Below are 25,765 nucleotides of genomic sequence, written 5' to 3' on the forward strand. Positions count from 1 at the left end.
ACCATAGGAGCGGCCCGGGGGGCGGTCAAGGGTCCGCACACGAATGGCGTAGCTGCCAGAGGTCGAGCCAATGTCTGAGCGGATGGCGGGAGTTGGCGCACGTCAGCGCGGGACATGGGACGTGGGACGTCCGGTCGGCGTACGATGCGGCGCATGGCCGCGGAGCCGAGGAACAGGGAGACAGGAACCCCCAGGAGCGTGGAGTCCGGCAACAGCCGGATACGGCGGGAGGTCGTGCAGCTGATCCTCGACCGAAGGCTCCGGCCGGGCGCGCCGCTGCCCACCGAGGCCGAGCTGATGGAGGACCTCGGCGTCAGTCGCAACTCCGTGCGCGAGGCTCTCAAGGCGCTCCAGGCGCTCGACATCGTGGAGATCAGGCACGGCTACGGCACCTACGTCGGCCAGGCGTCGCTGTCCCCCCTGATCGACGGGCTCACCTTCCGCACGCTCGCTTCGCACGACGACGACACCGGGGCGCTCGCCGAGATCCTTCAGGTGCGCGAGGTACTGGAGGAGGGGCTGATCCGGCGGATCGCGGGGTCGGTCGCCGAGGCGGAGCTGGACGCCCTGGAAGAGGTCGTCGCCGCGATGGAGGCGGCGGTCCGCGTGGGCCGCCCCTTCCCCGAACTCGACCGCACGTTCCACGAGTTGCTCTACGCCTCGCTCGGCAACGCGCTCGTGCCGCAGCTGCTCGGAGCCTTCTGGACCGTCTTCCGCAGGGTCGCCGGCGCCCGCGGCTGGACGGACGACCCGGAGCCGGAGGTGACGGTCCGCCGGCACCGGGACATCGTGACCGCGCTGCGGGCCGGGGACGCCGAGGGCGCGGAGCGTGCGATGGCGCACCACTTCCGGGGCATCGAGGACCGTACGCTGGCGCGATGACGGACACCTGGCGGCCGGCGGACCCCGGCGTACTGCGGCTGCCCTCCGGGCGGCTCGTCCGGGGCCGCGGCCTGCGGCACCCCCTCGCCGAGGGGGCGCCCACGCCCTCGTACGCCCTCTATCTCCTCGGCCGCCAACCCCCGCCCGTCGCCTGGGAGTTCCGCTGGGTCCGCTGGCCGGACTTCCGCCTCCCGGCCGACCGCGCGGACGCCCGCGCGGCGCTGACCGAGGCGTGGCGGCGGTCCGCCGGCGAGCCCGTGGAGATCGCCTGCGGCGGCGGCCGCGGCCGCACCGGCACGGCACTCGCCTGTCTGGCGGTCCTGGACGGCGTACCCGCCGAGGAGGCGGTGGACTTCGTACGACGGCACTACGACCGGCGGGCGGTGGAGACGCCGTGGCAGAAGCGCTACGTGCGGCGGTTCTGACCGAGCGGTTCTAGCCGAGGGTCCCGGCCACGATCGCCGCCGCCTCCGCGAGGAGGGCGTCGTCCCAGGCCGCGTCCTGCGCGGGCTTCGTGGACAGCAGGGCCAGGACGACCGGGGTGCCGTCGGCCCGCCATGCCACGGCCACGTCGTTGGTGGTGCCGTAGGAGCCGGAGCCCGTCTTGTCGCCCACCGTCCAGGTGCCGGGCAGGCCGGCGCGGATGCGGTGGTCGCCGGTGGTGTTGGTCAGCAGCCAGTGGGTGAGACGGGCGCGGTCCGCGGTGTTCAGGGCACGGCCGAGGACGAGGCGGGCGTAGTCGCCCCCGATGGCGCGGGGGCTCGTGGTGTCCGTACGCCGGCCCGGTTCGGCCGAGTTGAGCTCCGGCTCCCACCGGTCGAGACGGGTCACCGGGTCGCCGAGGGAGCGGGCGAAGCGGGTGATCGCGGTGGGGCCGCCGAGCAGGCGCAGCAGGAGGTTGGCGGCCGAGTTGTCGCTGTAGCGGATGGCGGCGTCGCACAGTTCGGCCACCGTCATGCCGTGCGCCAGGTGCTCCTCCGTGCCCGTGACCGGGGCGCCGTCCACCAGGTCCGCGCGCGTGTAGTGGATGCGCCGGGCGAGGACCTCTCCCTGCCGGTCCAGGTCGCGCAGGACGGCGCCGGCGACCAGGGTCTTGAAGGTCGAGCACATGGGGAAGCGCTCGTCGGCGCGATGGGTGACGGACCGTCCCGTACGGAAATCGTGCGCGAAGACGCCGAGCCGGGCGCCGTGCCGCCGCTCCAGCGCGCGCAGGCGGTCGGTGGTGGCGTGGGCGGGCGCGCTCGTCAGGAGCGCGGCGGCGGTGGCGGTGCCCGCGGTGAGCAGGGTGCGTCGGCCTGGGATCGTGCTCTCCTTCGGTCGGTATTCGGTCGGCATTCGGTCGGTACGGGACGGCGGTCTTCCGTCGTCCTACCCATGATCGACGCCGTACGTCATTCCTTGGTTGCGCGGCCGTAGACCATCGGCGGACGGCGCGGCGCGCCGGTGCCCGGCACAGTGAACGGCATGGAGAAGACGAAGGGGATCAGCCGGGCGCGCTTCCTCGCGGGGGCGGCGGCCCTCGGAGCCGCGGCGACGGTGCTGCCGTCCCGGCCGGCGGCGGCAGTCGGCGGTCTCGGGCACCGCGGTGTCGTCTACACCGTCGGTGAGGGCGAGACGCCCGGGACCGCGTGGAGCGCCGCCCGGATGCGCCGGGACGTCCGCGCCGTCCGCGACCGCCTGCACGCCGACACCCTCGACGTCACCGGCGACGGCGTCGAACGGCTCACCGCCACCGCCGCCGAGGCCGCCGAGCAGGGGCTGCACGTGTGGCTCCAGCCGACCCTCGCGGACGCCCCGGAGCGGGACATCCTGGAGCACATGGCGGAGTGCGGCCGGTTCGCGGAGCGGCTGCGGCGGCACGGCGCGAGCGTCGACTTCAGCGTGGGCTGCGAGTTCTGGCTGTTCGTGCCCGGGATCGTGCCGGGGGCGACGGTCATGGACCGGGTGCGGAACATGCTGGAGGGCGACTTCGACCCCGTGCGGATGCAGCGCCGCCTCGACCGCTTCACGGCGAAGGCGGCAGCGCTCGGGCGGTCCGTCTTCCACGGAAACCTCAGCTACGCCGCCGCCCAGGACGACAAGGTCGACTGGCGGCTCTTCGACGTCGTCGGCATCGACTACTACTCGTACTTCCGCCACCACGCCGACTATGTACGGGAGTTGAGGAAGTACCGGCGCTGGGGCAAGCCGCTGGCCATCACCGAGTTCGGCACCTGCACCTACAAGGGCGCGCCCCAGGCGGGTGGCATGGGCTGGAACGTCGTCGACTACGACAAGGGCGAGATCAAGGGGCACCTGGTCCGCAGCGAGCACACCCAGGCCGCCTACCTCACCGACCTGGTACGGGTCTTCGAGTCGATGGGCCTGTACGCGGCGATGGCGTTCGAGTTCGTCACCCCGGACGCCCCGCACCGCGCCGGCAACCCGAAGAAGGACCTCGACATGGCGAGCTACAGCATCACCAAGACGATCAAGGACCGCCCCGACGACCCCCGTTCGGGCTGGCACTGGGAGCCGAAGGAGGCGTTCCACGCGCTGGCCCGGCAGTACGCCGGGTGCGCTCGGCGGTAGTCGCGCTACCGGCAGTGGACGTCCTGCCGCGGCCGCTCGCCCGTCGCCAGGAATCGTGAGACCGTCGCGTCGCCGCACGCGTTGCCGTTGGCGAGGTAGGCCTCGTGGCCGGTGGAGTTCACCGTCACCATGACGGCGCGGCGGCCGAAGGCCTCGCGCATCTTCAGGGCACTGCTCAGCGGGGTCGCCACGTCGCGCTCGTCCTGGACGAGCAGGACGTTGGACGGACCGCGTTCGGTGATCCGCACCGGTGCCTGCTTCGGCTGCCACGGCCAGGCGGCGCACACCATGGCGTTGCGGGGCATGCCTGCGGTGAGCGGGTATGTTGCCCGGCTCTCCTGAACTCCCTTCTGATACGCGGCCGTCGAGCGCGGCCAGGCGGCGTCGTTGCAGATGGTGGCGGCGCCGACCGCGGTGTAGTTCTGCATCACCGAGTCCGGGGGCGACTGCGGGGCCGGGAGCTCCCCGCCCTTCTGTGCGGCCAGGACCAACTCGGCCGCCGCGGGATAGTCGTCGGGGTCGTAGAGGCTGTTCAGCAGGGTCTGGCGCAGCACGTTGCCGTTCAGCTCCGCCGGGTTGGCGCCGGGCCAGGGGATGGGCTCGCGGTCCAGGCGGGCGGCGAGGCGGAGGAAGTGCGGGCGTACCTCGGCGGCCGTGTCGGCCAGGCGGTGCGGATTGCCGGGCGCGGAGGCCCACTTGGCGAACTCGGGGAAGTTGTCCTCGACGCCGACCTCGAACGCCTGGAGCCAGGCGCGCTCCGCCCGGACGGGGTCCGGGTTGCCGCTGCTGTCCAGCACGATGCGGTCGGTGTGCTGCGGGAAGAGCTGGGCGTAGACGGCTCCGACGTACGTCCCGTACGAGACGCCCCACGCGGACAGCTTCCGCTCGCCGAGGGCGGTGCGGATGCGGTCGATGTCACGGGCGTTGTCGACCGTGCTGATGTGTCGCGTCAGCTCGCCGCCGTTGCGGGCGCATGCGTTCGCGATGCGCCGGGCGGTGGCCATGTTCCCGGCGACGGACCCGTCGGCGGCGGGCCACGGCCGCAGGGCCGTCAACGCGAGGTCGCGGTGCTCGACTCCGCAACTGGCCGGCGTGGAGGGCGCGTTGCCGCGCGGCGCGAACCCGATCAGGTCGTAAGAGTCGCGGACGGTCCGCGGCAGCTTCTGCCCCTTGCCCGAGGGGTCGCCGAGGCTGTCGCCGCCGGGTCCACCGGGAATGAGCAGCAGCGCGCCCCGGCGGGCGGACGGCTTCTCTGCGGGGATGCGAGAGACGGCGAGGTCGATCTTCTGTCCGTCGGGATGGTCGTGGTCCAGGGGCACCTGGAGGGTCGCGCACTGCTGGCGGGGGTCGAGTCCGCTGCCCGCGCACCTGCCCCACTTCAGCGGCGAGGTCGCGTCGGCGGCGGACGCGGACAGCGGCGCGACGACACCGAAGACGATGCCGGAGGCGGCGGCGATGAGGGCGGCGCTCTTCGTGATCTCCTTCATGCTACGAGCGTCCCGGACGCCGCCCGTGTCTCCCATCCGGTCAACTGCCTTGTCGGCCGGGGGGTTTACCCCCGCTCCGAGGCGGGGTTCGTCATACGTCGCGCCGGTCCACGACCACCGCCGCGAGCACCGCGATTGCTGACGAAGCTGGACGCGCGGGAACGGGTTCAGCTGGTGATCATGGCCTACGAGGCGGGGCTGGTGTCGGTACGGCAGTAGCCGACGAACGCGGCCCAGGTGTCCGACCTCACGACCACCACGGGGCCGTGGGGCACCTTGCTGTCCCGGACGGGGACGACACCGGGGACTCCGTCGGCGACCTCGACGCAGCTCCCGCCCTCGCCGTTGCTGTGACTGCTCTTGCGCCAGCGGGCGTTGGTCAGGTCGTACTCGCGCATCGTCTGAAGTCCTCCGCCACCGATTCGATCAGGGTCAGGGACGCCTCCGGCGACAGTGCGGCCCCCCTGAGCAGATCGTATGCGCGTGCCGCCCGCTTCACCACAGCCGGATCGTCCACCACCGTTCCCGAAAACGAGGTCTCTGTATAGGCGAGCGGTGGGGCTTCGTCGAACTCCATGAGCTGCAGCATCCCGCCCATCAAGGCGTGCGCTCCCACCTCGCACGGCACCACAGCCACCCACACAGTCCGCTGCCGCGCCAGCCCCGCGACGTGCTCCAGCTGCTCGGCCATGACCTGCGGCCCGCCCACCGGAGTGCGCACCACGTTCTCGTGCAGGATCACCCAGAACTCCGGCGCCGGGGCGCCCTTGAGAATGTGCTGGCGTTCGAGACGCGCCGTCACCCTTTCCTGCACGTACTCGTCGGTGACGAAGGGATTTGCCGCAACGGTGACCGCCCCGGCATAGGCGGCCGTCTGCAACAGCCCCGGCAGTACCGTGGGCGCGAACTCGCAGATCTTCGTGGCCAGTCGCTCCAGTTCCACGACCTCGGCGAAGTAATCCGCGTACCGGTGGTCGTTGATGAGCTTCAGACACAACCGCTCGAAAATACCGTCGGTTTGCAGGATCTCGTCAATCCGGCTCGCGATATCCAGCTGGGGTTTTCGAATGGCCTGCTCGAACTGCCCGATGTAGGCGCCCGACACGAAGACCCGGGACCCCAGGTCCGCCTGGGTGAACCCCGCCGCCTCACGCCGCCGTTTGAGCTCCGTCCCGAAGAACTCCCACACCGCTTGCTGCGAACCGTTGGCCATGGCCAACCCCCTTGCGCTGCACCCCACTTGTAGTGGGCAGACTCCTGCCGAGTGTAGGCGGAACGGGCCATCCCGGAGATGAAAAGCGTGAAACCGGAAAGGAGGGGGGAGCGAGAAAAGGGGATGCAGGAATTGTCCATCGCATTCGTTACGGTCGTCAAGGAGAGGAAATGGAACCCTCCGTCGGTACGCACGTCGTCGACACCCGTACGGGAAAGGTGGGAATCGTCATGGGACACGAAGGACCGTACGTGCAACTGAGACCGTACGGCGGTGGCAGGGAGTGGGACGCCGACCCCGGCGCCGTGCGCGGAGCCACCACCTCCGAACGCCTCAGCGCGGCGACCGCGTACGCCAACGCACGCAGCCGGGGCGAAGTGCCTTGACGTAGGGTGCGGGCGCATGGGCCTGTGGAAGTGGAGACGGCGGAGAGAGCGGAGCGGCGGCAGACGGTGGGCCGGCCCGAAGACCACCTCCCGCTACCCCGAACCCCTCACCCTGCATCAGCTCTGGATGGTGTCCCTGAGCGCGCCGGTGAGCCGGGACCGGAGCGCCTCGCGGACCACCCTGTATCCCTTCACGCGGATCGCCGACGACAGCGCCCGCGGCTGGCTGGCCGAGCAGTGGGAGATCACCTCGCGGGAGGGGCTGGCAGGCCGGCTCGACGAACTCTCCCGCAGCGGCTACCGGGCGCGCGCCCAGCAGGTCTTCGGGGTCGCGCCGCTCGCCTGGGACGCCGCGCTGTACGTGGACATAGCCCGGCTCGGCTTCGGGGCCGGCCTGATCACCGAGGCCGAGGCGTGGACGGCGCTGAAGAACATCGTGCCGTCGGTGGTGCGGACGTACGCCTCCTGGCAGGAGTACGCCGATCACTACCTGCTGGGCAGGAAGGTGTGGCAGGACCAGCTGAGCGGTGCCCGGGACGGGTCCGTGCCCGCCCCGCAGTCCGCCGCCGACGCGCATCTGAGCGCGCTGCTGGACCCGGCGAACGGGACCAGCCCCTGGAACCTGGCCCCCTGGGACACCATCAGCCACCCCGACCGGGCCCGCTGAGCGCGGCCGTACGGGAGAATGGCCTCATGAGTCTGTTCCGCGACGACGGCATCGTGCTGCGCACCCAGAAGCTGGGTGAGGCGGACCGGATCATCACCCTGCTCACGCGCGGTCACGGTCGCGTACGCGCCGTGGCGCGGGGCGTCCGGCGCACCAAGTCCAAGTTCGGCGCCCGCCTCGAGCCCTTCTCCCACGTCGACGTGCAGTTCTTCGCGCGCGGCAGCGAGCTGATCGGGCGCGGCCTGCCCCTGTGCACGCAGAGCGAGACCATCGCGCCGTACGGCGGCGGGATCGTCGCCGACTACGCCCGCTACACCGCGGGTACGGCCATGCTGGAGACCGCCGAGCGGTTCACCGACCACGAGGGCGAGCCGGCGGTGCAGCAGTACCTGCTGCTCGTAGGCGCGCTGCGGACCCTGGCCCGCGGCGAGCACGCCCCGCACCTGATCCTCGACGCCTTCCTGCTGCGCTCCCTCGCGGTCAACGGCTACGCCCCCAGCTTCACCGACTGCGTGAAGTGCGGAATGCCCGGCCCGAACCGGTTCTTCTCGGTCGCCGCCGGCGGCTCCATCTGCGTCGACTGCCGGGTGGCCGGCAGCGTCGTACCCTCGCCGCAGACCCTGGAGCTCCTCGGCGCGCTGCTTACGGGAGACTGGGAGACCGCGGACGCGTGCGAGCCTCGGTATGTCAGGGAGGGCAGCGGGCTGGTCTCGGCCTACCTGCACTGGCATCTGGAACGCGGGCTGCGTTCGCTTCGTTACGTGGAGAAGTAAGCCGTCTGAAGGAGACGAGGAACACATGGCAGTACGCGGGATCCTGGGACGCCGGCGCCGCGAGTACAAGGCGCCGGAGCCGCACCCGTCGGGCGCCCGTGCGCCGAAGCTGCCGGGCGAGCTGGTCCCGAGCCACGTCGGGATCGTCATGGACGGGAACGGCCGGTGGGCGAAGGAGCGCGGCCTGCCGCGCACCGAGGGCCACAAGGTCGGCGCCGAGCGCGTCGTGGACGTGCTCCAGGGCGCGATCGAGATGGGCGTGGGCAACATCTCGCTGTACGCCTTCTCCACCGAGAACTGGAAGCGCTCGCCCGACGAGGTCCGCTTCCTGATGAACTTCAACCGCGAGTTCATCGCCAAGTCCCGCGACCGGCTCGACGAGCTCGGCATCCGGGTGCGCTGGGTCGGCCGGATGCCCAAGCTGTGGAAGTCGGTCGCCAAGGAGCTTCAGATCGCCCAGGAGCAGACCAAGGACAACGACCTGCTCACGCTGTACTTCTGCATGAACTACGGCGGCCGGGCGGAGATCGCGGACGCCGCGCAGGCCCTCGCGGAGGACGTGAAGGCGGGCCGGCTCGACCCGTCCAAGGTCACCGAGAAGACCCTGGCGAAGTACATGTACTACCCGGACATGCCGGACGTGGACCTGTTCCTGCGCCCCAGCGGCGAGCAGCGCACCTCCAACTTCCTGCTCTGGCAGAGCGCTTACGCCGAGATGGTCTTCCAGGACGTCCTGTGGCCCGACTTCGACCGCCGCGACCTGTGGCGTGCCTGCGTCGAGTTCGCCTCCCGCGACCGCCGCTTCGGCGGCGCCGTACCGAACGAGGAGCTCCTGAAGATGGAGCGCGAGATGCAGGGCGACAACGGCTGAGCTGCGGCCCGCTCGGGGGCGCGGGGAACTGCGCGACCGGCCACAACCCGCCCGCAGCCGAACGACCGCTCAGCCGGCGGAGCGCTCCGCGCAGTCGGCACAGGTACCGAAGATCTCGACGGTGTGCGCGACGTTGACGTAGCCGTGCTCCGCGGCGATCGCCTCGGCCCACTTCTCCACCGCCGGGCCCTCGACCTCCACCGCCTTGCCGCAGACACGGCAGACGAGGTGATGGTGGTGCTCGCCGGTGGAGCAGCGCCGGTACACCGACTCGCCTTCGGACGTGCGCAGGACGTCGACCTCGCCCGCGTCGGCGAGGTTCTGGAGGGTGCGGTAGACGGTGGTCAGCCCGACCGAGTCGCCCTTGTGCTTCAGCATGTCGTGGAGCTCCTGCGCGCTGCGGAACTCCTCGACCTCGTCCAGGGCCGCCGCCACGGCTGCCCGCTGCCGGGTCGCACGGCCCTTCACGGGCGGTCCAGCGGTCGTCACCGGTTCCTCCTAGGTCAGCCTGCGTCTGCCCGGACATTGTGCCAGTCCGGGGTGTGCGCGGTCAGACGCCGACCTTGCCGTCCGAGCTGCGCGCGGCCGGAATCGCGCACTCTGCCGGGTCCCCGGCGGGATGCGCGGCGGCGGCGGCGCGGGCGCGGCGCCGGGCCAGCGGGGCCGCGAGCGCCGTCAGCACGACGAACGCCGCGATGGTCAGCAGCACGATCGTCGCCCCGGGCGGCACGTCCTGGTAGTAGGAGGTGGCCGTGCCGCCGATCGTCACCGTCACCCCGATCGCGACCGCGATCGCGAAGGTGGCCGCGAAGCTGCGGCTCAACTGCTGGGCCGCCGCCACGGGGACGACCATCAGCGCGCTCACCAGCAGCAGGCCCACCACCCGCATCGCGACCGTGACCGTCACCGCCGCCGTCACCGCGGTGAGCAGGTTCAGGGCGCGCACCGGCAGGCCCGTGACCCGCGCGAACTCCTCGTCCTGGCTGACCGCGAAGAGCTGCCGGCGCAGACCGAGGGTGACCAGCACGACGAAGCCCGCGAGCAGGCAGATCGCGGTGACGTCCGACGGCGAGACCGTGGACAGGGACCCGAAGAGGTACGACGTCAGGTTCGCGTTGGAGCCGCCGGGCGCGAGGTTGATGAACATCACGCCGCCGGCCATGCCGCCGTAGAAGAGCATCGCCAGGGCGATGTCGCCGCGGGTGCGGCCGTACCAGCGGATCAGCTCCATGAGGATCGCGCCGAGGACGGAGACGGCGGTGGCCGTCCAGACCGGGGACGCGGAGAGCAGGAAGCCGAGGCCGACGCCCGTCATCGCCACATGGCCGATGCCGTCGCCCATCAGGGCCTGCCGGCGCTGCACGAGGTAGATGCCGATCGCGGGGGCGGTGACGCCGACCAGGACGGCGGCGAGCAGGGCCCGCTGCATGAAGGCGTAGTCGAGGAGGTCCATCAGCTCAGCAGTCCTGTACGGGTCGGAGCGTGGGGGTGTACGTGGTCGTGGCCGGGGAGCGCGTGCTGCCCCACCGCCCGCGGGGGCGGGCCGTCGTGCAGGACGCAGCCGTCGCGCAGGACGACCGCCCGGTCGATCAGGGGCTCCAGGGGCCCGAGTTCGTGCAGGACGAGCAGGACGGTCGCACCCCGGTCCACCTGCTCCCGCAGCGTCCGCGCCAGGACCTCCTGGCTGGCCAGGTCGACGCCCGCCATCGGCTCGTCCATGATCAGCAGTTCGGGCTCGGCGGCGAGTGCGCGGGCGATGAGCACGCGCTGGTGCTGGCCGCCGGAGAGGGCGTTCACGGAGTCCTTCGCCCGGTCCGCCATGCCGACCAGCTCCAGCGCTCGCCGCACCGCCGCGTGGTCCGCCTTGCGCAGCACGCCGAAGCGGGCCCGGGACAGCCGCCCGGACGAGACGATCTCGGTGACGGTGGCCGGGACGCCGCCCGCGGCGGTGGTGCGCTGCGGGACGTACCCGATGCGCGCCCAGTCCCGGAACCGCCTGCGCTCCGTGCCGAACAGCTCGATCTCGCCCGCGCTCACCGGCACCTGCCCGATGAGCGTGCGGACCGCCGTCGACTTGCCGGAGCCGTTCGCACCGAGCAGCGCGACGACCTCTCCGCGGCGCACGGTCAGGTCGATGCCGCGCAGGACGGGGCGCGAGCCCAGCTCGGCCCGTACGCCGCGCACCGTCACGACATTCTCGCCGGTCATCCCGTCCCCCTTCACTTGGCGCCCAGTGCCTGTCGCAGCGCCTTGAGGTTGGCCTCCTGGACCGAGAAGTAGTCCTTGCCGCGGGACTTGGCCGTGATGCCCTCGATCGGGTCGAGCACGTCCGTCCTGAGTCCGGCGTCGGAGGCGACTGTCTTCGCGGTCTTGCCGCTGACGAGCGTTTCGTAGAAGACGGTGGTCACGCCGTCGGCCTTCGCCATGTTCTCCAGCGCCTTCACCCGGGCCGCGCTCGGCTCGGACTCGGGGTCGAGGCCGTTGATGGCCTCCTCGGTCAGGCCGTAGCGCTCGGCGAGGTAGCCGAAGGCGGCGTGCGTGGTGATGAAGACCTTGGATTCCGTGTCCGCGAGCCCGTCCTTGAACTGCGTGTTCAGGCCGTCGAGCCGCTTCACCAGGGCCGCGGTGTTCTTCCGGTAGTCCGCGGCGTGGTCCGGGTCCGCCTTCTCGAGGGCCTTGCCGACACCCTCGGCGACCTCGGCGTACCGCACCGGGTCGAGCCAGATGTGGGGGTCGAGGCCGGCGTTCTCCTCGTTCTCGGAGTGGTCGTGGGAGGCGGCGTGACCGCCGACCTCGTTGCCGTGCTTCTCCAGGGAGGTGAGGGAGGCGGCGTCGATCTTGGTCTTCACCTCGGACTGGGCCACCGCGTCGTCGACGGAGGGCTGGAGGTTCCTGAGGTACAGCACCGCGTCCGACTCCTGGAGCTGCGCGGTCTGCTTGGCGCTGATCTCCAGGTCGTGGGGCTCCTGGCCGGGCTCGGTCAGGGAGGTGACGTGGACGTGGGAGCCGCCGATCCGCTCCGCGAGGAAGGCCATCGGATAGAACGACGCGACGACGTCGAACTTGTCCGTGCCGCCCGCGGCGGCGCTCTCGGTCGAGCAGGCGGAGAGGGTCGCGAGACCGAGGGCCGCGGCGGCCGCGGTCGCCACGGCGGGTATGAGGCGTCGCCTTACGTTCATGACAGTCATTTTCAACTAACATGGAAACCGTTGTCAACAAGCCTCGAAGTCGGACCGATTTGATTGAGGGGGAGCCCGCGCCGGTACCCTGAAGCATTCGCTGTGAAGCGCCTCGCTTCGTCGTCCGTCGTCGTAATGAAGAGAGCACCGTGGCCGCCGACAAGATCGACACCATCGTCAGCCTGAGCAAGCGCCGTGGCTTCGTATTCCCGTGCAGTGAGATCTACGGCGGCCAGCGTGCCGCCTGGGACTACGGCCCGCTGGGTGTCGAGCTCAAGGAGAACCTGAAGCGCCAGTGGTGGCGCTACATGGTGACCTCGCGCGAGGACGTGGTCGGTCTCGACTCGTCCGTGATCCTGGCGCCCGAGGTCTGGGTCGCCTCCGGTCACGTCGCCACCTTCACGGACCCGCTCACCGAGTGCACCTCCTGCCACAAGCGGTTCCGCGCGGACCACCTGGAGGAGGCCTACGAGGCCAAGCACAAGCGCCTGCCGGAGAACGGCCTGGCGGACGTGAACTGCCCGAACTGCGGCAACAAGGGCCAGTTCACCGAGCCCAAGCAGTTCTCGGGCCTGCTGTCGACGCACCTCGGCCCGACGCAGGACTCCGGCTCCATCGCGTACCTGCGCCCCGAGACCGCCCAGGGCATCTTCACCAACTTCGGCCAGGTGCAGACCACTTCGCGCCGCAAGCCGCCGTTCGGCATCGCGCAGATGGGCAAGTCCTTCCGCAACGAGATCACGCCCGGCAACTTCATCTTCCGCACCCGCGAGTTCGAGCAGATGGAGATGGAGTTCTTCGTCAAGCCGGGCGAGGACGAGAAGTGGCAGGAGTACTGGATGGAGCAGCGCTGGAACTGGTACACCGGCCTGGGCCTGCGCGAGGAGAACATGCGGTGGTACGAGCACCCGAAGGAGAAGCTCTCCCACTACTCCAAGCGCACCGCCGACATCGAGTACCGCTTCCAGTTCGGCGGCAACGAGTGGGGTGAGCTGGAGGGCGTCGCCAACCGCACGGACTACGACCTGAACGCCCACTCCAAGGCATCCGGCCAGGACCTCTCCTACTTCGACCAGGAGGCCGGCGAGCGCTGGACGCCGTACGTCATCGAGCCCGCGGCCGGTGTCGGCCGGGCGATGCTCGCCTTCCTGCTCGACGCGTACGTCGAGGACGAGGCGCCGAACGCCAAGGGCAAGATGGAGAAGCGGACGGTGCTGCGTCTCGACCACCGCCTCGCCCCCGTGAAGGTCGCCGTCCTTCCGCTGTCCCGCAACCCGGAGCTGTCCCCGAAGGCCAAGGGGCTCGCGCAGGCGCTGCGTCAGAACTGGAACATCGAGTTCGACGACGCCGGCGCGATCGGCCGCCGCTACCGCCGCCAGGACGAGATCGGTACGCCGTACTGCGTGACCGTCGACTTCGACACGCTCGAGGACAACGCGGTGACGGTGCGCGAGCGTGACTCGATGAAGCAGGAACGCGTGTCGCTGGACCAGATCGAGGGGTACCTGGCCGGGCGTCTGCTCGGCAGCTGAGGTCTGCCGGAACCACGAGTGGTCCCTGATGCGGGTGCCGGATTGGACCTGTATCGGGGACCGGTGCGGCGACAGGCTGGCGGGCATGAGTCTCGCCTTTCTTCTCACCACCCTGGTCGTCGTCGCCACTCCCGGTACCGGTGTCGTCTACACGCTCGCCGCCGGGCTGTCCCGCGGCCGGCGGGCGAGCGTGGTCGCGGCCTTCGCGTGCACGCTCGGGATCGTGCCGCATGTGGCGGCCACCGTCACCGGGCTCGCGGCGCTGCTCAACGCGAGTGCCGCGGCGTTCCAGGTCGTCAAGTACGCCGGTGTCGCCTATCTCCTCCACATGGCCTGGGCGACCCTGCGGGACCGGCAGGCGATCGACGTCGACCAGGATGACGCGCCGCTCTCCGCCGGGCGCGTGATCGTGCGGGGCGTGCTGATCAATCTGCTCAACCCGAAGCTGACGATCTTCTTCTTCGCGTTCCTGCCGCAGTTCGTGGACCCGTCGGCACCGCACGCCCTGCCCCGAATGCTGGGGCTGAGCGGTGTGTTCATGCTGGCGACCTTCGTCGTCTTCGCCGCCTACGGCGTGCTCGCGGCCTCGGTCCGCAGCCACGTCACCTCACGGCCGAGGGTGATGACGTGGCTGCGGCGGAGCTTCGCGGGATCGTTCGTGGCGCTGGGCGCGAAGCTGGCGCTGACGGCGCGTTAGCGGTTCAACGGCCCTGCAGCGACCTCACGTTGTCGCCGAACGTCCAGTTCTTCGAGCCGTCCCAGTTGATCGACCAGGTCATCAGGCCCTTGAGCGAGGTGCCGTAGTGCTGCCATGCCTGGGAGACCAGTGACGGCGACATGTAGCCGCCGCCCGCTCCGGACTGCGCGGGCAGGCCCGGGACCTGCTTGTCGTAGGGCACCTTGATCGTCGTGCCCTGCACCACAAGGCCCTTGGCGAGACAGTCCGTCTGGGCGGTGAAGCCCTGCACGGTACCGGCCGAGTAGGAGTCGCCGGAGCAGCCGTACATGCTGCCGTTGTAGTACTGCATGTTCAGCCACCACAGCCGGCCGTTGTCCGCGTACTTCTTCACGATCGGCAGGTACGCGCCCCAGATCGAGCCGTAGGTGATGCTGCCGCCGGTGACGTAGGCGGTCTCCGGGGCCATCGTGAGGCCGAAGCCGGCCGGCATCTGCGCCAGGATGCCGTCGATGATGCGGATCAGGTTGGCCTGGGAAGTGGACAGTTGGGAGATGCTGCCGCTGCCGGTCAGGCCCGTCTCGATGTCGATGTCGATGCCGTCGAAGTTGTACTTCTTCAGGATCGGGACGATCGTCGAGACGAACCTGTCCGCCACGGCGGTGGAGTTGAGGTCGATGCCGGCCGTCGCGCCGCCGATCGACATCAGGATCGTCTGGCCGGCGGCCTTGGCCGCGCACATCTCCGCGGGCGTCGCCACCTTCACGCCCGAGTCCATGCCGTCCTCCCACAGGGCCGTTCCGTCGGAGCGGATCACGGGGAAGGCGGCGTTGATCACGTTGTAACCGTGCGCGGCGATACGGGAGTCGGTGATCGGGGTCCAGCCGAACGGCGGGTGGACGCCGTTGGCGGAGCCGTCCCAGTTCTCCCAGTAGCCCTGGAGGACCTTCCCGGCGGGCCTGGACTTCACCGCGCAGGTGTCGGCGGCGGAGGCGGTGGGGGCGGCGGGCAGCTGCGTGAGACAGGCGGTCGCGACGGCGGCGGTGAGCAGGCTCAGGGCGCGGCGGATCATGCGAGGCCTCCCGGTGGGGGTGCGCGAGGTGTCGTAGGCATGACAGTGCAGCGGTCCAGACCTTTCGTCAATAGGTCTGGACCAGTTTGGCAGGCAAGGAGTGGCGGCTGACAGCTGACAGATATTGAATTCTGTCAGCTGTCATGTCAGGGTGGGTTGCATGACGATTCAGACGCGAAACCTCGGAACCACCGGCCCCCGGGTCTCCGCCCTCGGCCTCGGCTGCATGGGTATGTCCGGCATGTACGGCGCGGCCGATCGCGCCGAGTCCATCGCCACGGTCCACGCCGCCCTGGAGGCCGGCGTGACCCTGCTGGACACCGGCGACTTCTACGGCATGGGCCACAACGAAATGCTGATCAGCGAGGCCCTGCGCACGGCTCCGGCCGCCCTGCGGGAGAACGCGCTGGTCAGTGTGAAGTTCGGCGCCCAGCGCGGCCCGGACGGCGCCTGGCACGGCTATGACGCGCGCCCGGCCGCCGTGAAGACCTGGGCCGCGTACTCCCTCCAGCGCCTCGGCGTCGACCACATCGACGTCTACCGCCCCGCCCGGCTCGACCCGAACGTGCCGATCGAGGAGACCGTCGGCGCGATCGCGGAACTCGTGGAGCAGGGATACGTCCGCCACATCGGGCTCAGCGAGGTGGGCGCGGACACCGTCCGCCGAGCCGCTGCCACCGCGCCGATCACCGACCTCCAGATCGAGTACGCGCTCATCTCCCGAGGCCCCGAGCGGGAGATCCTGCCCACGCTGCGCGAGCTGGGCATCGCCGTCACCGCGTACGGTGTGCTCTCCCGCGGGCTGATCTCGGGTCACGTCACGGCCGGCCGGGAGTACGAGCCGACCGACTTCCGTGCCCACTCGCCCCGCTTCCAGGGGGAGAACCTGCAGCACAACCTCACGCTGGTCGAGTCCTTGCGCAAGGTCGCCGAGCAGAAGGGCGTCTCCGTCGCCCAGATCGCCATCGCCTGGGTGCTCTCCAGGGGCGAGGACATCGTGCCGCTGGTCGGCGCCCGCACCCGCGAGCGGCTCGGTGAGGCGCTGGGCGCCCTGGACGTGACTCTTGACGCGGCCGACCTCGCCGCCATCGAGGCCGCCGTACCGGCGGACGCGGCGGCCGGTGAACGGTACGCCCCCGCGCAGATGGCCATGCTCGACAGCGAACGCTGATCGCGCTGCCGGGTACCGTCTAGACATGCCTCCGACCAGCGAGACCCTGACCGCCGAGCGCATCCTCGAAGCGACCGAGGAGGTGCTGCGCCGCCACGGGCCCGCCAAGGCGACCGTGGTCGACGTGGCCCGCGCGCTCGGCGTCAGCCACGGCAGCGTCTACCGCCACTTCCGTACGAAGGCGGCACTGCGGGAAGCGGTGACGAAGCGGTGGCTGGACCGCACGACGGAGATCCTGGCCGGCATAGCCGCGGACGCCGAACGCGACCCGGAGGCACGGCTGCGCGAGTGGTGCGCGGCCCTGTTCGCCGCCAAGCGCCGGAAGGCGGGCGCCGATCCGGAACTCTTCGCCACGTACTCGGTCCTGGTCGGCGATTCCGGCGAGGTGGTGAGCGAGCACATCGCCGAACTGACCGGCCAGCTCACCCGCATCGTCCGCGCCGGCGCCGAGGCCGGCACCTTCGCGGTCGAGGACCCGGCGGTCGCGGCCCGCGCCCTGTTCCAGGCCACGGGCCGCTTCCACGACCCCTGCTATGCGAGCGAGTGGGAACTGCCGGGCGTGGAGGGCGAGTTCGAGGCTTTGGTGGATCTGGTGGTACGAGGACTCAGGGCCTAGCCGCCCGCCACGTGCCGCCAGAAGTCGCGCATCAGCGGGGTCGGGGTCGGGTTCTGCATGGCCGCCTGGGTGAGCAGGATCGAGGTGGTGGCCGTGGGCGGGACGATGTGGGCCGTGGTGCCCGTGCCGCCCACCCAGCCGTAGCGGCCGGGGACGTTCCAGGGGTCGGACGGGGTGACGTCGACCTGGCCGCCGTAGCCCCAGCCCTGGCCCTCCAGGAAGAGCGGGACGCGGTCGCGCTGCTCCGCCGTGAGGTGGTTCGTGGTCATACGGCTCACCGAGGTGGGGGTGAGCAGCCGGTGGCCGTCCGGGGTGGCGCCCGAGTTCAGGAGCAGGCGGGCGAAGGCCAGCCAGTCGTCCGCCGTGGAGACCAGGCCGCCGCCGCCCGAGTGGAAGGCGGGAACGCTGCTGAACTCCCCGTCCGGGGTGTCGAAGAGGTCCAGGCTGCCGTCCGGGTTCGTCGAGTAGGCCGACGTGAAGCGGTGCCGCTTCGACGCCGGCACCTCGAACGCCGTGTCCGTCATGCCCAGCGGCTCGAAGATCCGCTCCGCGAGGAAGCCGGGGAGGCTGCGGCCGGACGCCCGGGCGATCAGGATGCCCTGCAGATCGGAGGAGGTGCCGTAGAGCCATGCCTCGCCCGGCTGGTACAGCATCGGCACCTGGGCCAGCAGGCCCAGCCAGGCGCCGGCCTCCGGCCAGGACTGCAGGGCGCGGCCGTCCTTCTGCACCGCGAACAGCGACTGCACCGCGGGGAGCGCGAAGTCGGCGGGGAAGCCCCAGCCGGTACGGGAGCTGAGCAGGTCCTCGACCGTGATCGGGCGCGCCGCGGGGACCACGTCCTCGACGGGACTCGACGGGGTGCGCACCACCACCGGCTTCGCCAGCTCCGGCAGCCACTCCTCGATCGGCGAGTCCAGCTCGAGCACGCCGTCCTCGATCAGCATCAGCACCGCCGCCGCCGTGATCGGCTTGGTGATCGAGGCGATCCGGAAGACGGAGTCCCGGGCCATCGGGGCGGTGCCGCCGGTGTCCACCGACCCGGCGGTCACCACCTCGACGTCGTCACCGCGGGCCACGAGGGCCACGGCACCGGGCACGGTGCCCGCCTCGACGTACCGGTTCAGGATGTCGTGCAGAGCGCTCATGGGCGGCCTTCCGGTGCGTGGTCGTCGTACCGTGTACGCCTTCTACGACCGCCGGGGCGACGGAAAGTCATCGGCCGGCGGGCGGGCCCCCGGCCCTCCTACTCCTCGGACGGGTCCACCGTCGCCTGATGCGCCTCGGCCAGGTGCTCCTCCGCCTTCAGCCAGGGCAGGAACTGCGCGGCCTTGCGCCAGCCGCAGGTGTCACATCTGATCGTGCGCTGCACTCCGGTCCGCTGCACCCGGACGACGTGCTCACGTCCGTGCTGGTCCCAGCGGCTCACCTTGCTCGTCTTGATCTCCAGCATGCTGCCTCGCCTCCGACACAGGAGTGTGCAGCAAGACCAACATCAACAGGGTTTTCTTCACAGCGAGTTGTCCAATCCGTGAGCGGCTCCCCACACCTCCCCGGGCCCCCGGACCCCGCGCTCACCCGATCGTCCGCGGCAGCCGCAGGCTCAGCAGCCCGCACAGCGCCACACAGGCCAGCTGTACCAGGAGCGTCGTGACCAGGGCGTTCTGCATCCCGTGGGCCGGGACGAGGGAGAGGAAGAGGGTGCCGAGGGCGGCCACACCGAGCGCCAGGGCCGACTGCTGGGTGGTCATCATCACACCGCTGCCGACACCGGCCCGCGCGGCCGGCACCTCGGAGAGCACGACCCTGAAGATGATGGGCAGTTGGAGCGCCTGCCCGGCTCCCGCGAGCGCCGCGCCGGGGAGCAGTTCGGTGAGGCCGAGGTCCGGCCAGGAGCGCCAGGCGGCCAGTGCCATCAGCGCGACACCGAGCCCCTGGATCACCGCGCCGGCGGTCACGATCCGGGTGCCGTACCGGGCGACGAGCCGCGGCCCGGCGAGGGAGACGAAGAAGAAGACGACGGCCATGGGCGCGAGCGCCAGCCCCGCCCGTACCGGCCCGAGCCCCGCGCCCCGTTGCAGGGCGACGGCGATCACGAACATGAACCCGCTGAAGCCCACGGAGAACGGGACGATCATCACCAGGCCGCGGCGCAGCGAGGTGAGCGAGAACAGGCTCGGCGGCACCAGCGGCGTACGGCCCTGCCGGTCCGCCCGGCGCTCGACCGCGTAGAACGCCGCCGCCACGAACGGGAACGCGACCAGCGACAGCCACGTCCACAGCGGCCAGCCCGCCGAGCGCCCTTCGGTGAGCGGGGCCAGCAGCGCGAGCAGGGACGCGGTGAGCAGGACGGTGCCGGGTCCGTCCACCGGCTCCGGGTGCTGGGAGCGGGTCTCGGGCACCCCGCGCACGGCGAGGACCAGGCCGACGACGACCACGGGCACGTTCACCAGGAACACCGAGCGCCAGCCGGTGCCCCAGAGGTCGGCGGCCACCAGGATGCCGCCGAGGATCTGCCCCGCCACCATGGACAGCCCGGCCGTGGCGCCGTAGAGCCCCATGGCCTTGGCCCGGCGCGGTCCGGCCGTGGCCGACTGGATGGTGGCGAGCACCTGCGGCAGCATCGCGGCCGCCGCGGCGCCCTGTGCGATCCGGGCCGCGACGAGCGTCCAGGCACTGGGCGCGAGCCCGCACGCCAGCGAGGTCAGGCCGAAGGCGGCCATGCCGCCGAGGAAGAAGCGGCGCCGCCCGAACAGGTCGCCCAGCCGTCCCCCGAGGACGAGCAGGACGGCGTAGGCGAGCCCGTACCCGGCCACGACCAGTTCCAGGACGGACTCGCTCGCGTGCAGGTCCTTGCCGATGGTCGGCAGGGCCACGTTGACGATGAAGAAGTCGATGAGAGGCAGTGCCGCTGCCAGCAGCACGGTGAAGAGTCCGAGGCCGCCGAGCGAGGGTGTCGCGGGCGGCGTCCGGACGGTGCGTGTAGCGATGGTTTCGGTCACGTGGTCGAGCCTGCGGCCGGTCCCAGACTGGTACCAGAGTCTCCTTATCCTGGTAGAAGGAGTACCTGGCAACAGGATCCGCGCGGCGGCAGTCTGGAGGCATGACGACCATGGCCCAGGATCAGGCGGTACGCACCCCCGGCACCCCTGCGACCAGCGACGCCGGTTCGGTACGGCGGCACGAACTCGCCGCCTTCCTGCGGCACCGCCGCGAGCACATCAGCCCCGAGCAGGCCGGTCTGCCCCGTGGCCGCCGGCGCCGCACCCCGGGCCTGCGCCGCGAGGAGGTCGCGCACCTCGCCGCCGTCGGCGTCACCTGGTACACGTGGCTCGAGCAGGCGAGGGACATCCAGGTCTCCGTGCAGGTGCTGGACGCCCTGGCCCGCACGCTCTTCCTGGACCCCAGCGAGCGCGCCCACCTCTTCCAGCTGGCGGGCCAGGTCGACCCGTCCCCGGCGACGGTCTGCCCGTCGATCACACCCGGGGTGCGCGCCATCCTGGAGCAGATGGAGCCGGTCCCGGCCTGCGTGCAGAACAGCCGCTACGACATCCTGGCCTACAACCGCACGTACGGCCTGCTGCTCTGCGACCTGAACGCCGTACCCGCCGAGGACCGCAACTGCATGGTCCTCTCCTACACCAACGCCGAATGGCGCTCGTCGATCGTCCACCTCGACGACGCCCAGCGCACGATGGCCGCCCGCTTCCGCGCCACGATGGCGGGCCATCTCGCCGAGCCCGCCTGGAAGATGCTCCTCAAGCGGCTGCGCTCGGAGTCACAGGACTTCTGCGAGATGTGGGACCGCCACGAGGTCGTCGCCCACCGCACCAAGCGCAAGGAGTTCGACAACCGCTACGTGGGCCGCATCACGGTCGACCACACCGACCTCTGGCTCGGCCCCGAACTGGGCCCGCGGATGGTGACGTACGCACCGGTGGACGAGGTGTCGCGGGAGCGGCTGGAGAAGCTGCAGCGGATCGCCCTGGAAAGGGACGCCGTCCAAACGAGGTGACTGCAGAGCTTTGTCTTCAGGGGCGGGGGCCGTATCGCAGCCGCCGAACTACGCGACGATCCCGGCCGCTTCGCGCACCTCCGCGGACTGCAACCGCTCAGCCGTCCGCTCGGCGGTACCCCGAGCCCAACGCCCGCTCGTCACCACGCCGAGCACCAGCACCGCCACGCCACAAGCGACCAGCACCCACCACCCCGGCACGGAAGCCGCCACGAAGTGGGACCTGTACGCCGAGCCCGCCACGCCGGAGGCGAGCAGCGCACCCACGACGGCAACCCCGAGCGTCTGACCGAGCTGCCGGCTCGTCGAGGCGACGGCGGCGGCGACACCGGCCTGCGCACGCGGCATCCCGGACACCGCCGTGTTGGTGATCGGCGCGTTCACGAAGCCGAACCCGATACCGAACAGCACGTAGCCCACGAAGAGCGTCACGTCGGACGTCTCCGCGTCGAACGCCGCGAACAGCACCGCGCTCACGGTCATCGCGATCCCCGCGATCACCAGCGGCAGCCGCGGCCCGCGACTGCCGACCAGCCGTCCGGACAGGGGAGCGCACAGGAACATCGGCACCGCCATCGGCAGCATCCACAGGCCGGCGTGCAGCGCGGTCAGCCCGCGCACGTTCTGCAGGTACAGCGTCGACAGGAACAGGAAGCCACCGAGCGAGGCGAACGCGCTGATCGCGATCACCGTCGCCCCGCTGAACGGCACGGAGTGGAAGAAGCGCAGGTCGATGAGGGGTTCGTCGCGCCGCGGCTCGTACCGCAGGAGTCCGGCCAGCGCGGCCGCCGCGATCAGGGCGAACGGCAGGACGGAGCCGAACCCGGAGTCCGGCGCCTCGATGATCGCGTACGTCAGGGAGCCGAACAGGGCGATGACCAGGACCTGGCCGACGGGGTCGGGGCGGCGGGCCTTGGGCGCGCGGGAGTCGGGCACGAAGCGCAGGGTGAGCAGCAGCGCGGCCAGGCCCACCGGCAGGTTGACCCAGAAGATCGAGCGCCAGCCGACCGACTCCACCAGCAGGCCGCCGACCAGCGGGCCCGCGGCCATCGATATGCCGACGACCGCGCCCCACACGCCGATCGCGCGGGCGCGCTCGCGCGGGTCGGTGAAGGTGTTGGTGATGATCGACATCGCGACCGGGTTGAGCATCGAACCGCCGACCGCCTGGACCATGCGGAACGCGATCAGCGCGTCCAGGCCGGGGGCGAGGGAGCAGAGCAGTGAGCCGAGGGAGAAGACGACCAGGCCCGCCATGAAGACCTTCTTGCGGCCCACCCGGTCACCGGTGGAGCCCGCGAGCATCAGCAGCGAGGCCAGGACCAGGGTGTAGGCGTCGATCGTCCACTGCAGACCCGAGGTGGGAGCGTCCAGTTCGTGCTGCATCGACGGCAGGGCGACGTTCAGGGCGGTGGTGTCGAGGCTCACGATCAGCAGGCTCATGCAGCAGATCGCGAGCACCAGGAGACGTCGTCGGGAGCTGAGCTCTGGCATGCGCCCCATCGTACGACGAGTTCGATAGTGCGTCTAACTAATGACCGCTACAAGATCCGTGGGCGGAGTACCCGACGGCGTACGGGACAATGGGGGAATGCCCACGCCCCTCTCCTCCTTGCAGATCGGTCCGCACGCCGTCACGCCGCCCGTCGTGCTCGCGCCCATGGCCGGGATCACCAACGCGCCCTTCCGCACCCTGTGCCGGGAGTTCAGCGGTGGCAAGGGCCTGTTCGTGAGCGAGATGATCACGACCCGGGCGCTGGTCGAGCGCAACGAGAAGACCATGCAGCTCATTCACTTCGACGCGAGTGAGAAGCCCCGTTCCGTCCAGTTGTACGGCGTCGACCCCGCGACCGTCGGCAAGGCCGTCCGCATGATCGCGGAGGAGGACCTGGCCGACCACATCGACCTGAACTTCGGGTGCCCGGTGCCGAAGGTGACGCGGAAGGGCGGCGGGTCGGCGCTTCCGTACAAGCGGAATCTGCTGCGCTCGATCCTGCGGGAGGCGGTCTCCGGGGCGGGTGATCTTCCCGTCACCATGAAGATGCGCAAGGGCATCGACGACGACCACATCACGTATCTCGACGCCGGGAGGATCGCCGTCGAGGAGGGCGTGACGGCCATCGCGCTGCACGGGCGCACCGCCGCCCAGCACTACGGCGGCACGGCGGACTGGGACGCGATCGCCCGCCTCAAGGAGCACGTCCCGGAGATCCCGGTGCTCGGCAACGGCGACATCTGGTCGGCCCAGGACGCACTGCGGATGGTGCGGGAGACCGGGTGCGACGGGGTGGTCGTCGGGCGGGGCTGCCTCGGGCGCCCGTGGCTGTTCTCGGATCTGGTGGCGGCGTTCGAAGGGCGTATGGACGCCCGTGCCGGAGGCACTGATGAATGCAGTGCGAGGCCCTCGCTGCGTGAGGTGGCCGACGTCATGGTGCGGCACGCCACTCTGCTCGGCGAGTGGATCGGTGACGAGTCCAAGGGCGTCGTCGACTTCCGCAAGCACGTCGCCTGGTACCTGAAGGGCTTCGCGGTCGGCAGCGAGATGCGCAAGCGGCTCGCGATCACCTCGTCGCTTGAGGAGCTCCGTTCCGGGCTGGACGAGCTGGACCTCGACCAGCCCTGGCCGGTGGGTGCGGACGGCCCCCGCGGCCGTACGTCCGGCAACAACAGGGTCGTCCTGCCGGACGGCTGGCTGAAGGACCCGTACGACTGCGCGGGCGTGGGCGAGGACGCGGAGCTGGACACCTCGGGCGGCTGAACCGGCCCCTGTCCGGACTCAGCCCTTCGTCGGGTGCGGTGTCGAGCCGTAGGCCGTCAGGAACTTGTCGCGGAAGGCGCTCATCTTCCAGACCGGGGCGTTGTGGGCGGGGCGCAGGCCGTCCGTCCAGCCCCAGTCGGTGATCTTGTCGAGGACCTTGGGGTCCTTGGCGACGATGGAGATCGGGACGTCCCGGCTGGCGTGGTTGCCGCTGACCCGGGCGATGGGCTGGTGGTCGCCGAGGAAGACCAGGACGGTGTTGTCGTTGCCGTAGCGCTCCAGCCACTCGGTGAGGGCCGTCACCGAGTACTGGACCGACTTGCCGTACTGCGCCTGGGACTTGGGCGAGCTGGTGATGATGTCGGCCGGCTTCTTGCCCGCGTCGTGGATGGCGTCGAACACCTTGCCGTTGCCCAGTTGGTCCCACGGGACCATCTTCGGGATCGGGGCCCAGGGCTGGTGGCTGGAGGTCAGGATGAGGAACGACATCCGCGACTTGCCGTCGGTCGGCTTCTTGCTGTGCACCCGCTGCTGGAACTGTTCGAGGGCGTACTGGTCGGGCATCGTCGACCAGCTGAACTTCGGTCCCTTGTAGCCCAGTTGGAAGGCGTTGTAGACCTTGTCGAGGCCGTACCACGTCGCCTCCGGCCAGCCCTTCTGCACACCCGGCATGACGCCGACCGTGTCGAAGGCACCGGTCTTCTGGAACGCCTTGGTGATCGTGAGGTGCTCGCCGTTGCCCGCGGTGACGGTCCGGTAGCGGTTCTGGTTGTTGATCCACAGGCCCGACATGGTCGTGGAGTGGCCGAGCCAGCTGCTGCCCCCGTACGTCGCCGACGTCAGCCAGCCGCTCTTGGCGTGGAAGCCCGCCTTGGCGAGCGCCTTGGTGCGCGCGTCGAGCGTGGCGTCGACGCCGGGCGCCTCGACCGGGTCCTCGATCGCGCTGCGGCCGTAGCTCTCGATGAACGTGAAGACCATGTCCTTGCCGCGCAGATCCGGCACCAGCTGGCCGGGGGGCGTGTTGCCGAAGGTGTCCGCCCGCGCGGTCTTGCCGAACGCGGCCTCGTCCCGGATCGCGTCCCGGACGCGCTCCGCCCGGTACTTGAGCATCGCGACGGTGTGCTCGGCCGACAGCGGCACGCCGGCGTTCTGCAGGTTCAGGCTCGCGCAGACCATCCAGAACGCGCTCAGCACGAGCAGGGCGCGGGTGGAGTGGCCGGGGTTGCGGCCCACCAGATTGCCGACCCGGACCGCCGCGAGCACCATCACCGCGAGGATGAGCACGACGAGCAGGACGACCCCGATCGCCGCCAGCTGGGCCGTCCCCTTGCCGAGCGTGTCGCCCAGGTACGACTGCGCGTCGGTCAGCAGCGGCCAGTCCAGGATGATGTTGAAGCCGCGGCCGAGGTACTGGTAGAAGCCGATGTCCAGCAGGTTCAGGACGGTCAGCACGCCGAGCGTCAGCCCGAACAGCACGCCCACGATCAGCCGCGGCCTGCGCGGCAGGGCGGTCAGCACGGCCGCCCCGAGCAGCGCCTCCACCGGCAGCCGGACGAACTCGGCCGTACGGAAGGTCTCCCACCGGTTCGGCATCACGAGCGCCGCGACGACGAGCACGAGCGCGAGCGCCGTCACTCCGATCCCGATGATCTGCGCCGGCTTGGGGTGTGCGGCCTTCCAGCGCCGCCAGGCCCTTCGGGGGTGGGGGCGGGGAACGGCGCGGAGGCGGGCGAGGGGGCTCGGCTTCTCCTCGGGCTTCGCCGGTTCCGTCGGTTCGGGTGCCTCTGCCGCATCGTTCGGCTGGCGCGTGCTCGTGTCCTGAGACAACCCGGAGGTCCTTCCGTGCGAGGCCCGTGATGAGGGATGGCGGGCCACGCTGGGGAGGCTGGGACCCGCCAC

General features: G+C 70.7%; 27 protein-coding genes. 13 read left to right on the plus strand and 14 right to left on the minus strand.

Annotated features, from left to right (window positions below):
- The first annotated feature begins 144 nt into the window (after positions 1–144).
- Both ACIBN2_RS11640 and ACIBN2_RS11645 read left to right on the plus strand, forming a co-directional pair.
- The gene (locus tag ACIBN2_RS11640) at positions 145–882 is read left to right on the plus strand and encodes a FadR/GntR family transcriptional regulator (RefSeq protein WP_399134115.1); all 738 of its coding nucleotides are present in this window, start codon (positions 145–147) and stop codon (positions 880–882) included.
- Positions 879–1,307 (plus strand): protein-tyrosine phosphatase family protein, encoded by a 429-nt coding sequence (locus ACIBN2_RS11645; RefSeq protein ID WP_399134117.1) that lies wholly within the window; start codon positions 879–881, stop codon positions 1,305–1,307. The genes ACIBN2_RS11640 and ACIBN2_RS11645 overlap by 4 nt, the downstream gene beginning before the upstream one ends.
- 10 nt (positions 1,308–1,317) lie before the next feature.
- Here the strand turns inward: ACIBN2_RS11645 and bla are convergent, their stop codons facing one another.
- Positions 1,318–2,217: a class A beta-lactamase gene (gene bla, locus ACIBN2_RS11650; protein ID WP_399134118.1), complete on the minus strand. Its 900-nt coding sequence runs from the start codon at positions 2,215–2,217 to the stop codon at positions 1,318–1,320.
- Between the two features lie 129 nt (positions 2,218–2,346).
- On the opposite strand from bla, the gene ACIBN2_RS11655 reads away from it, so the two are divergent.
- The gene (locus ACIBN2_RS11655) at positions 2,347–3,453 is read left to right on the plus strand and encodes an abortive phage infection protein (protein ID WP_399134119.1); all 1,107 of its coding nucleotides are present in this window, start codon (positions 2,347–2,349) and stop codon (positions 3,451–3,453) included.
- 5 nt (positions 3,454–3,458) lie between these two features.
- Here ACIBN2_RS11655 and ACIBN2_RS11660 read toward each other — a convergent pair whose 3' ends face one another.
- From ACIBN2_RS11660 to ACIBN2_RS11670, 3 genes are all read right to left on the minus strand, one after another.
- Positions 3,459–4,940 carry an alpha/beta hydrolase gene (locus tag ACIBN2_RS11660; RefSeq protein ID WP_399134120.1) on the minus strand — a complete coding sequence of 494 codons (1,482 nt, stop codon included), beginning with the start codon at positions 4,938–4,940 and terminating at the stop codon, positions 3,459–3,461.
- A 185-nt stretch (positions 4,941–5,125) separates the two neighbouring features.
- A complete protein-coding gene (locus ACIBN2_RS11665; RefSeq protein WP_399134121.1) occupies positions 5,126–5,338 on the minus strand; it encodes a DUF397 domain-containing protein in 213 nt (70 codons plus the stop codon).
- Positions 5,320–6,153 carry a Scr1 family TA system antitoxin-like transcriptional regulator gene (locus ACIBN2_RS11670; RefSeq protein WP_399134122.1) on the minus strand — a complete coding sequence of 278 codons (834 nt, stop codon included), beginning with the start codon at positions 6,151–6,153 and terminating at the stop codon, positions 5,320–5,322. The genes ACIBN2_RS11665 and ACIBN2_RS11670 overlap by 19 nt, the downstream gene beginning before the upstream one ends.
- Positions 6,154–6,323: 170 nt before the next feature.
- Between ACIBN2_RS11670 and ACIBN2_RS11675 the strand changes: the two genes are divergently transcribed.
- Genes ACIBN2_RS11675 through ACIBN2_RS11690 form a run of 4 tightly spaced genes read left to right on the plus strand, consistent with a single transcriptional unit; the run spans position 6,324 to position 8,850 of the window.
- Positions 6,324–6,539, plus strand: a complete 216-nt coding sequence (locus tag ACIBN2_RS11675) for a hypothetical protein (RefSeq protein WP_399134123.1) — start codon at positions 6,324–6,326, stop codon at positions 6,537–6,539.
- 16 nt (positions 6,540–6,555) lie between these two features.
- Positions 6,556–7,206, plus strand: coding sequence for a DUF1266 domain-containing protein (locus tag ACIBN2_RS11680; protein ID WP_399134124.1), 651 nt, complete (start codon positions 6,556–6,558; stop codon positions 7,204–7,206).
- A 26-nt stretch (positions 7,207–7,232) separates the two neighbouring features.
- Positions 7,233–7,979, plus strand: a complete 747-nt coding sequence (gene recO, locus ACIBN2_RS11685) for a DNA repair protein RecO (RefSeq protein WP_399134125.1) — start codon at positions 7,233–7,235, stop codon at positions 7,977–7,979.
- Between the two features lie 25 nt (positions 7,980–8,004).
- Positions 8,005–8,850 (plus strand): isoprenyl transferase, encoded by an 846-nt coding sequence (locus ACIBN2_RS11690; RefSeq protein ID WP_399134126.1) that lies wholly within the window; start codon positions 8,005–8,007, stop codon positions 8,848–8,850.
- Positions 8,851–8,919: 69 nt separating this feature from the next.
- Here the strand turns inward: ACIBN2_RS11690 and ACIBN2_RS11695 are convergent, their stop codons facing one another.
- The 4 genes from ACIBN2_RS11695 to ACIBN2_RS11710 form a co-directional block, all read right to left on the minus strand.
- Positions 8,920–9,339: a Fur family transcriptional regulator gene (locus ACIBN2_RS11695; protein ID WP_399134127.1), complete on the minus strand. Its 420-nt coding sequence runs from the start codon at positions 9,337–9,339 to the stop codon at positions 8,920–8,922.
- A gap of 61 nt (positions 9,340–9,400) precedes the next feature.
- Positions 9,401–10,303, minus strand: coding sequence for a metal ABC transporter permease (locus tag ACIBN2_RS11700; protein WP_399134128.1), 903 nt, complete (start codon positions 10,301–10,303; stop codon positions 9,401–9,403).
- Positions 10,303–11,058 carry a metal ABC transporter ATP-binding protein gene (locus ACIBN2_RS11705; RefSeq protein WP_399134129.1) on the minus strand — a complete coding sequence of 252 codons (756 nt, stop codon included), beginning with the start codon at positions 11,056–11,058 and terminating at the stop codon, positions 10,303–10,305. The genes ACIBN2_RS11700 and ACIBN2_RS11705 overlap by 1 nt, the downstream gene beginning before the upstream one ends.
- A gap of 11 nt (positions 11,059–11,069) precedes the next feature.
- Complete coding sequence (locus ACIBN2_RS11710; protein ID WP_399134130.1) at positions 11,070–12,029, minus strand: metal ABC transporter substrate-binding protein; 960 nt, start codon at positions 12,027–12,029, stop codon at positions 11,070–11,072.
- 149 nt (positions 12,030–12,178) lie between these two features.
- Here ACIBN2_RS11710 and ACIBN2_RS11715 point away from each other — a divergent pair, with 149 nt between their 5' ends.
- Both ACIBN2_RS11715 and ACIBN2_RS11720 read left to right on the plus strand, forming a co-directional pair.
- Positions 12,179–13,561: a glycine--tRNA ligase gene (locus tag ACIBN2_RS11715; protein WP_399134132.1), complete on the plus strand. Its 1,383-nt coding sequence runs from the start codon at positions 12,179–12,181 to the stop codon at positions 13,559–13,561.
- Between the two features lie 85 nt (positions 13,562–13,646).
- Positions 13,647–14,258 (plus strand): LysE family translocator, encoded by a 612-nt coding sequence (locus tag ACIBN2_RS11720; RefSeq protein WP_399134133.1) that lies wholly within the window; start codon positions 13,647–13,649, stop codon positions 14,256–14,258.
- Positions 14,259–14,262: 4 nt separating this feature from the next.
- Here the strand turns inward: ACIBN2_RS11720 and ACIBN2_RS11725 are convergent, their stop codons facing one another.
- Positions 14,263–15,309 (minus strand): chitinase, encoded by a 1,047-nt coding sequence (locus ACIBN2_RS11725; RefSeq protein ID WP_399134135.1) that lies wholly within the window; start codon positions 15,307–15,309, stop codon positions 14,263–14,265.
- A gap of 160 nt (positions 15,310–15,469) precedes the next feature.
- Here ACIBN2_RS11725 and ACIBN2_RS11730 point away from each other — a divergent pair, with 160 nt between their 5' ends.
- Positions 15,470–16,480 (plus strand): aldo/keto reductase, encoded by a 1,011-nt coding sequence (locus ACIBN2_RS11730; RefSeq protein ID WP_399134136.1) that lies wholly within the window; start codon positions 15,470–15,472, stop codon positions 16,478–16,480.
- 25 nt (positions 16,481–16,505) lie between these two features.
- The gene (locus tag ACIBN2_RS11735; protein ID WP_399134137.1) at positions 16,506–17,096 is read left to right on the plus strand and encodes a TetR family transcriptional regulator; all 591 of its coding nucleotides are present in this window, start codon (positions 16,506–16,508) and stop codon (positions 17,094–17,096) included.
- Here ACIBN2_RS11735 and ACIBN2_RS11740 read toward each other — a convergent pair.
- The 3 genes from ACIBN2_RS11740 to ACIBN2_RS11750 form a co-directional block, all read right to left on the minus strand.
- Complete coding sequence (locus tag ACIBN2_RS11740) at positions 17,093–18,241, minus strand: serine hydrolase domain-containing protein (protein WP_399134138.1); 1,149 nt, start codon at positions 18,239–18,241, stop codon at positions 17,093–17,095. The genes ACIBN2_RS11735 and ACIBN2_RS11740 overlap by 4 nt on opposite strands.
- Positions 18,242–18,339: 98 nt before the next feature.
- Positions 18,340–18,546 (minus strand): hypothetical protein, encoded by a 207-nt coding sequence (locus tag ACIBN2_RS11745; protein ID WP_399134139.1) that lies wholly within the window; start codon positions 18,544–18,546, stop codon positions 18,340–18,342.
- A 121-nt stretch (positions 18,547–18,667) separates the two neighbouring features.
- A complete protein-coding gene (locus ACIBN2_RS11750) occupies positions 18,668–20,095 on the minus strand; it encodes an MFS transporter (protein ID WP_399134141.1) in 1,428 nt (475 codons plus the stop codon).
- A 101-nt stretch (positions 20,096–20,196) separates the two neighbouring features.
- Here ACIBN2_RS11750 and ACIBN2_RS11755 point away from each other — a divergent pair, with 101 nt between their 5' ends.
- Positions 20,197–21,108, plus strand: a complete 912-nt coding sequence (locus ACIBN2_RS11755; protein ID WP_399134142.1) for a helix-turn-helix transcriptional regulator — start codon at positions 20,197–20,199, stop codon at positions 21,106–21,108.
- A 48-nt stretch (positions 21,109–21,156) separates the two neighbouring features.
- Here the strand turns inward: ACIBN2_RS11755 and ACIBN2_RS11760 are convergent, their stop codons facing one another.
- The gene (locus ACIBN2_RS11760; protein WP_399134143.1) at positions 21,157–22,602 is read right to left on the minus strand and encodes an MFS transporter; all 1,446 of its coding nucleotides are present in this window, start codon (positions 22,600–22,602) and stop codon (positions 21,157–21,159) included.
- A 97-nt stretch (positions 22,603–22,699) separates the two neighbouring features.
- Between ACIBN2_RS11760 and dusB the strand changes: the two genes are divergently transcribed.
- Positions 22,700–23,866 carry a tRNA dihydrouridine synthase DusB gene (gene dusB / locus ACIBN2_RS11765; protein ID WP_399134144.1) on the plus strand — a complete coding sequence of 389 codons (1,167 nt, stop codon included), beginning with the start codon at positions 22,700–22,702 and terminating at the stop codon, positions 23,864–23,866.
- Between the two features lie 18 nt (positions 23,867–23,884).
- Here dusB and ACIBN2_RS11770 read toward each other — a convergent pair whose 3' ends face one another.
- Entirely contained in the window at positions 23,885–25,693 is a 1,809-nt protein-coding gene (locus ACIBN2_RS11770) for a CDP-alcohol phosphatidyltransferase (RefSeq protein WP_399134145.1), read from the minus strand.
- Positions 25,694–25,765 lie beyond the last annotated feature (72 nt).

This window comes from Streptomyces sp. NPDC050534, assembly GCF_044457745.1.
Taxonomy (GTDB): domain Bacteria; phylum Actinomycetota; class Actinomycetes; order Streptomycetales; family Streptomycetaceae; genus Streptomyces.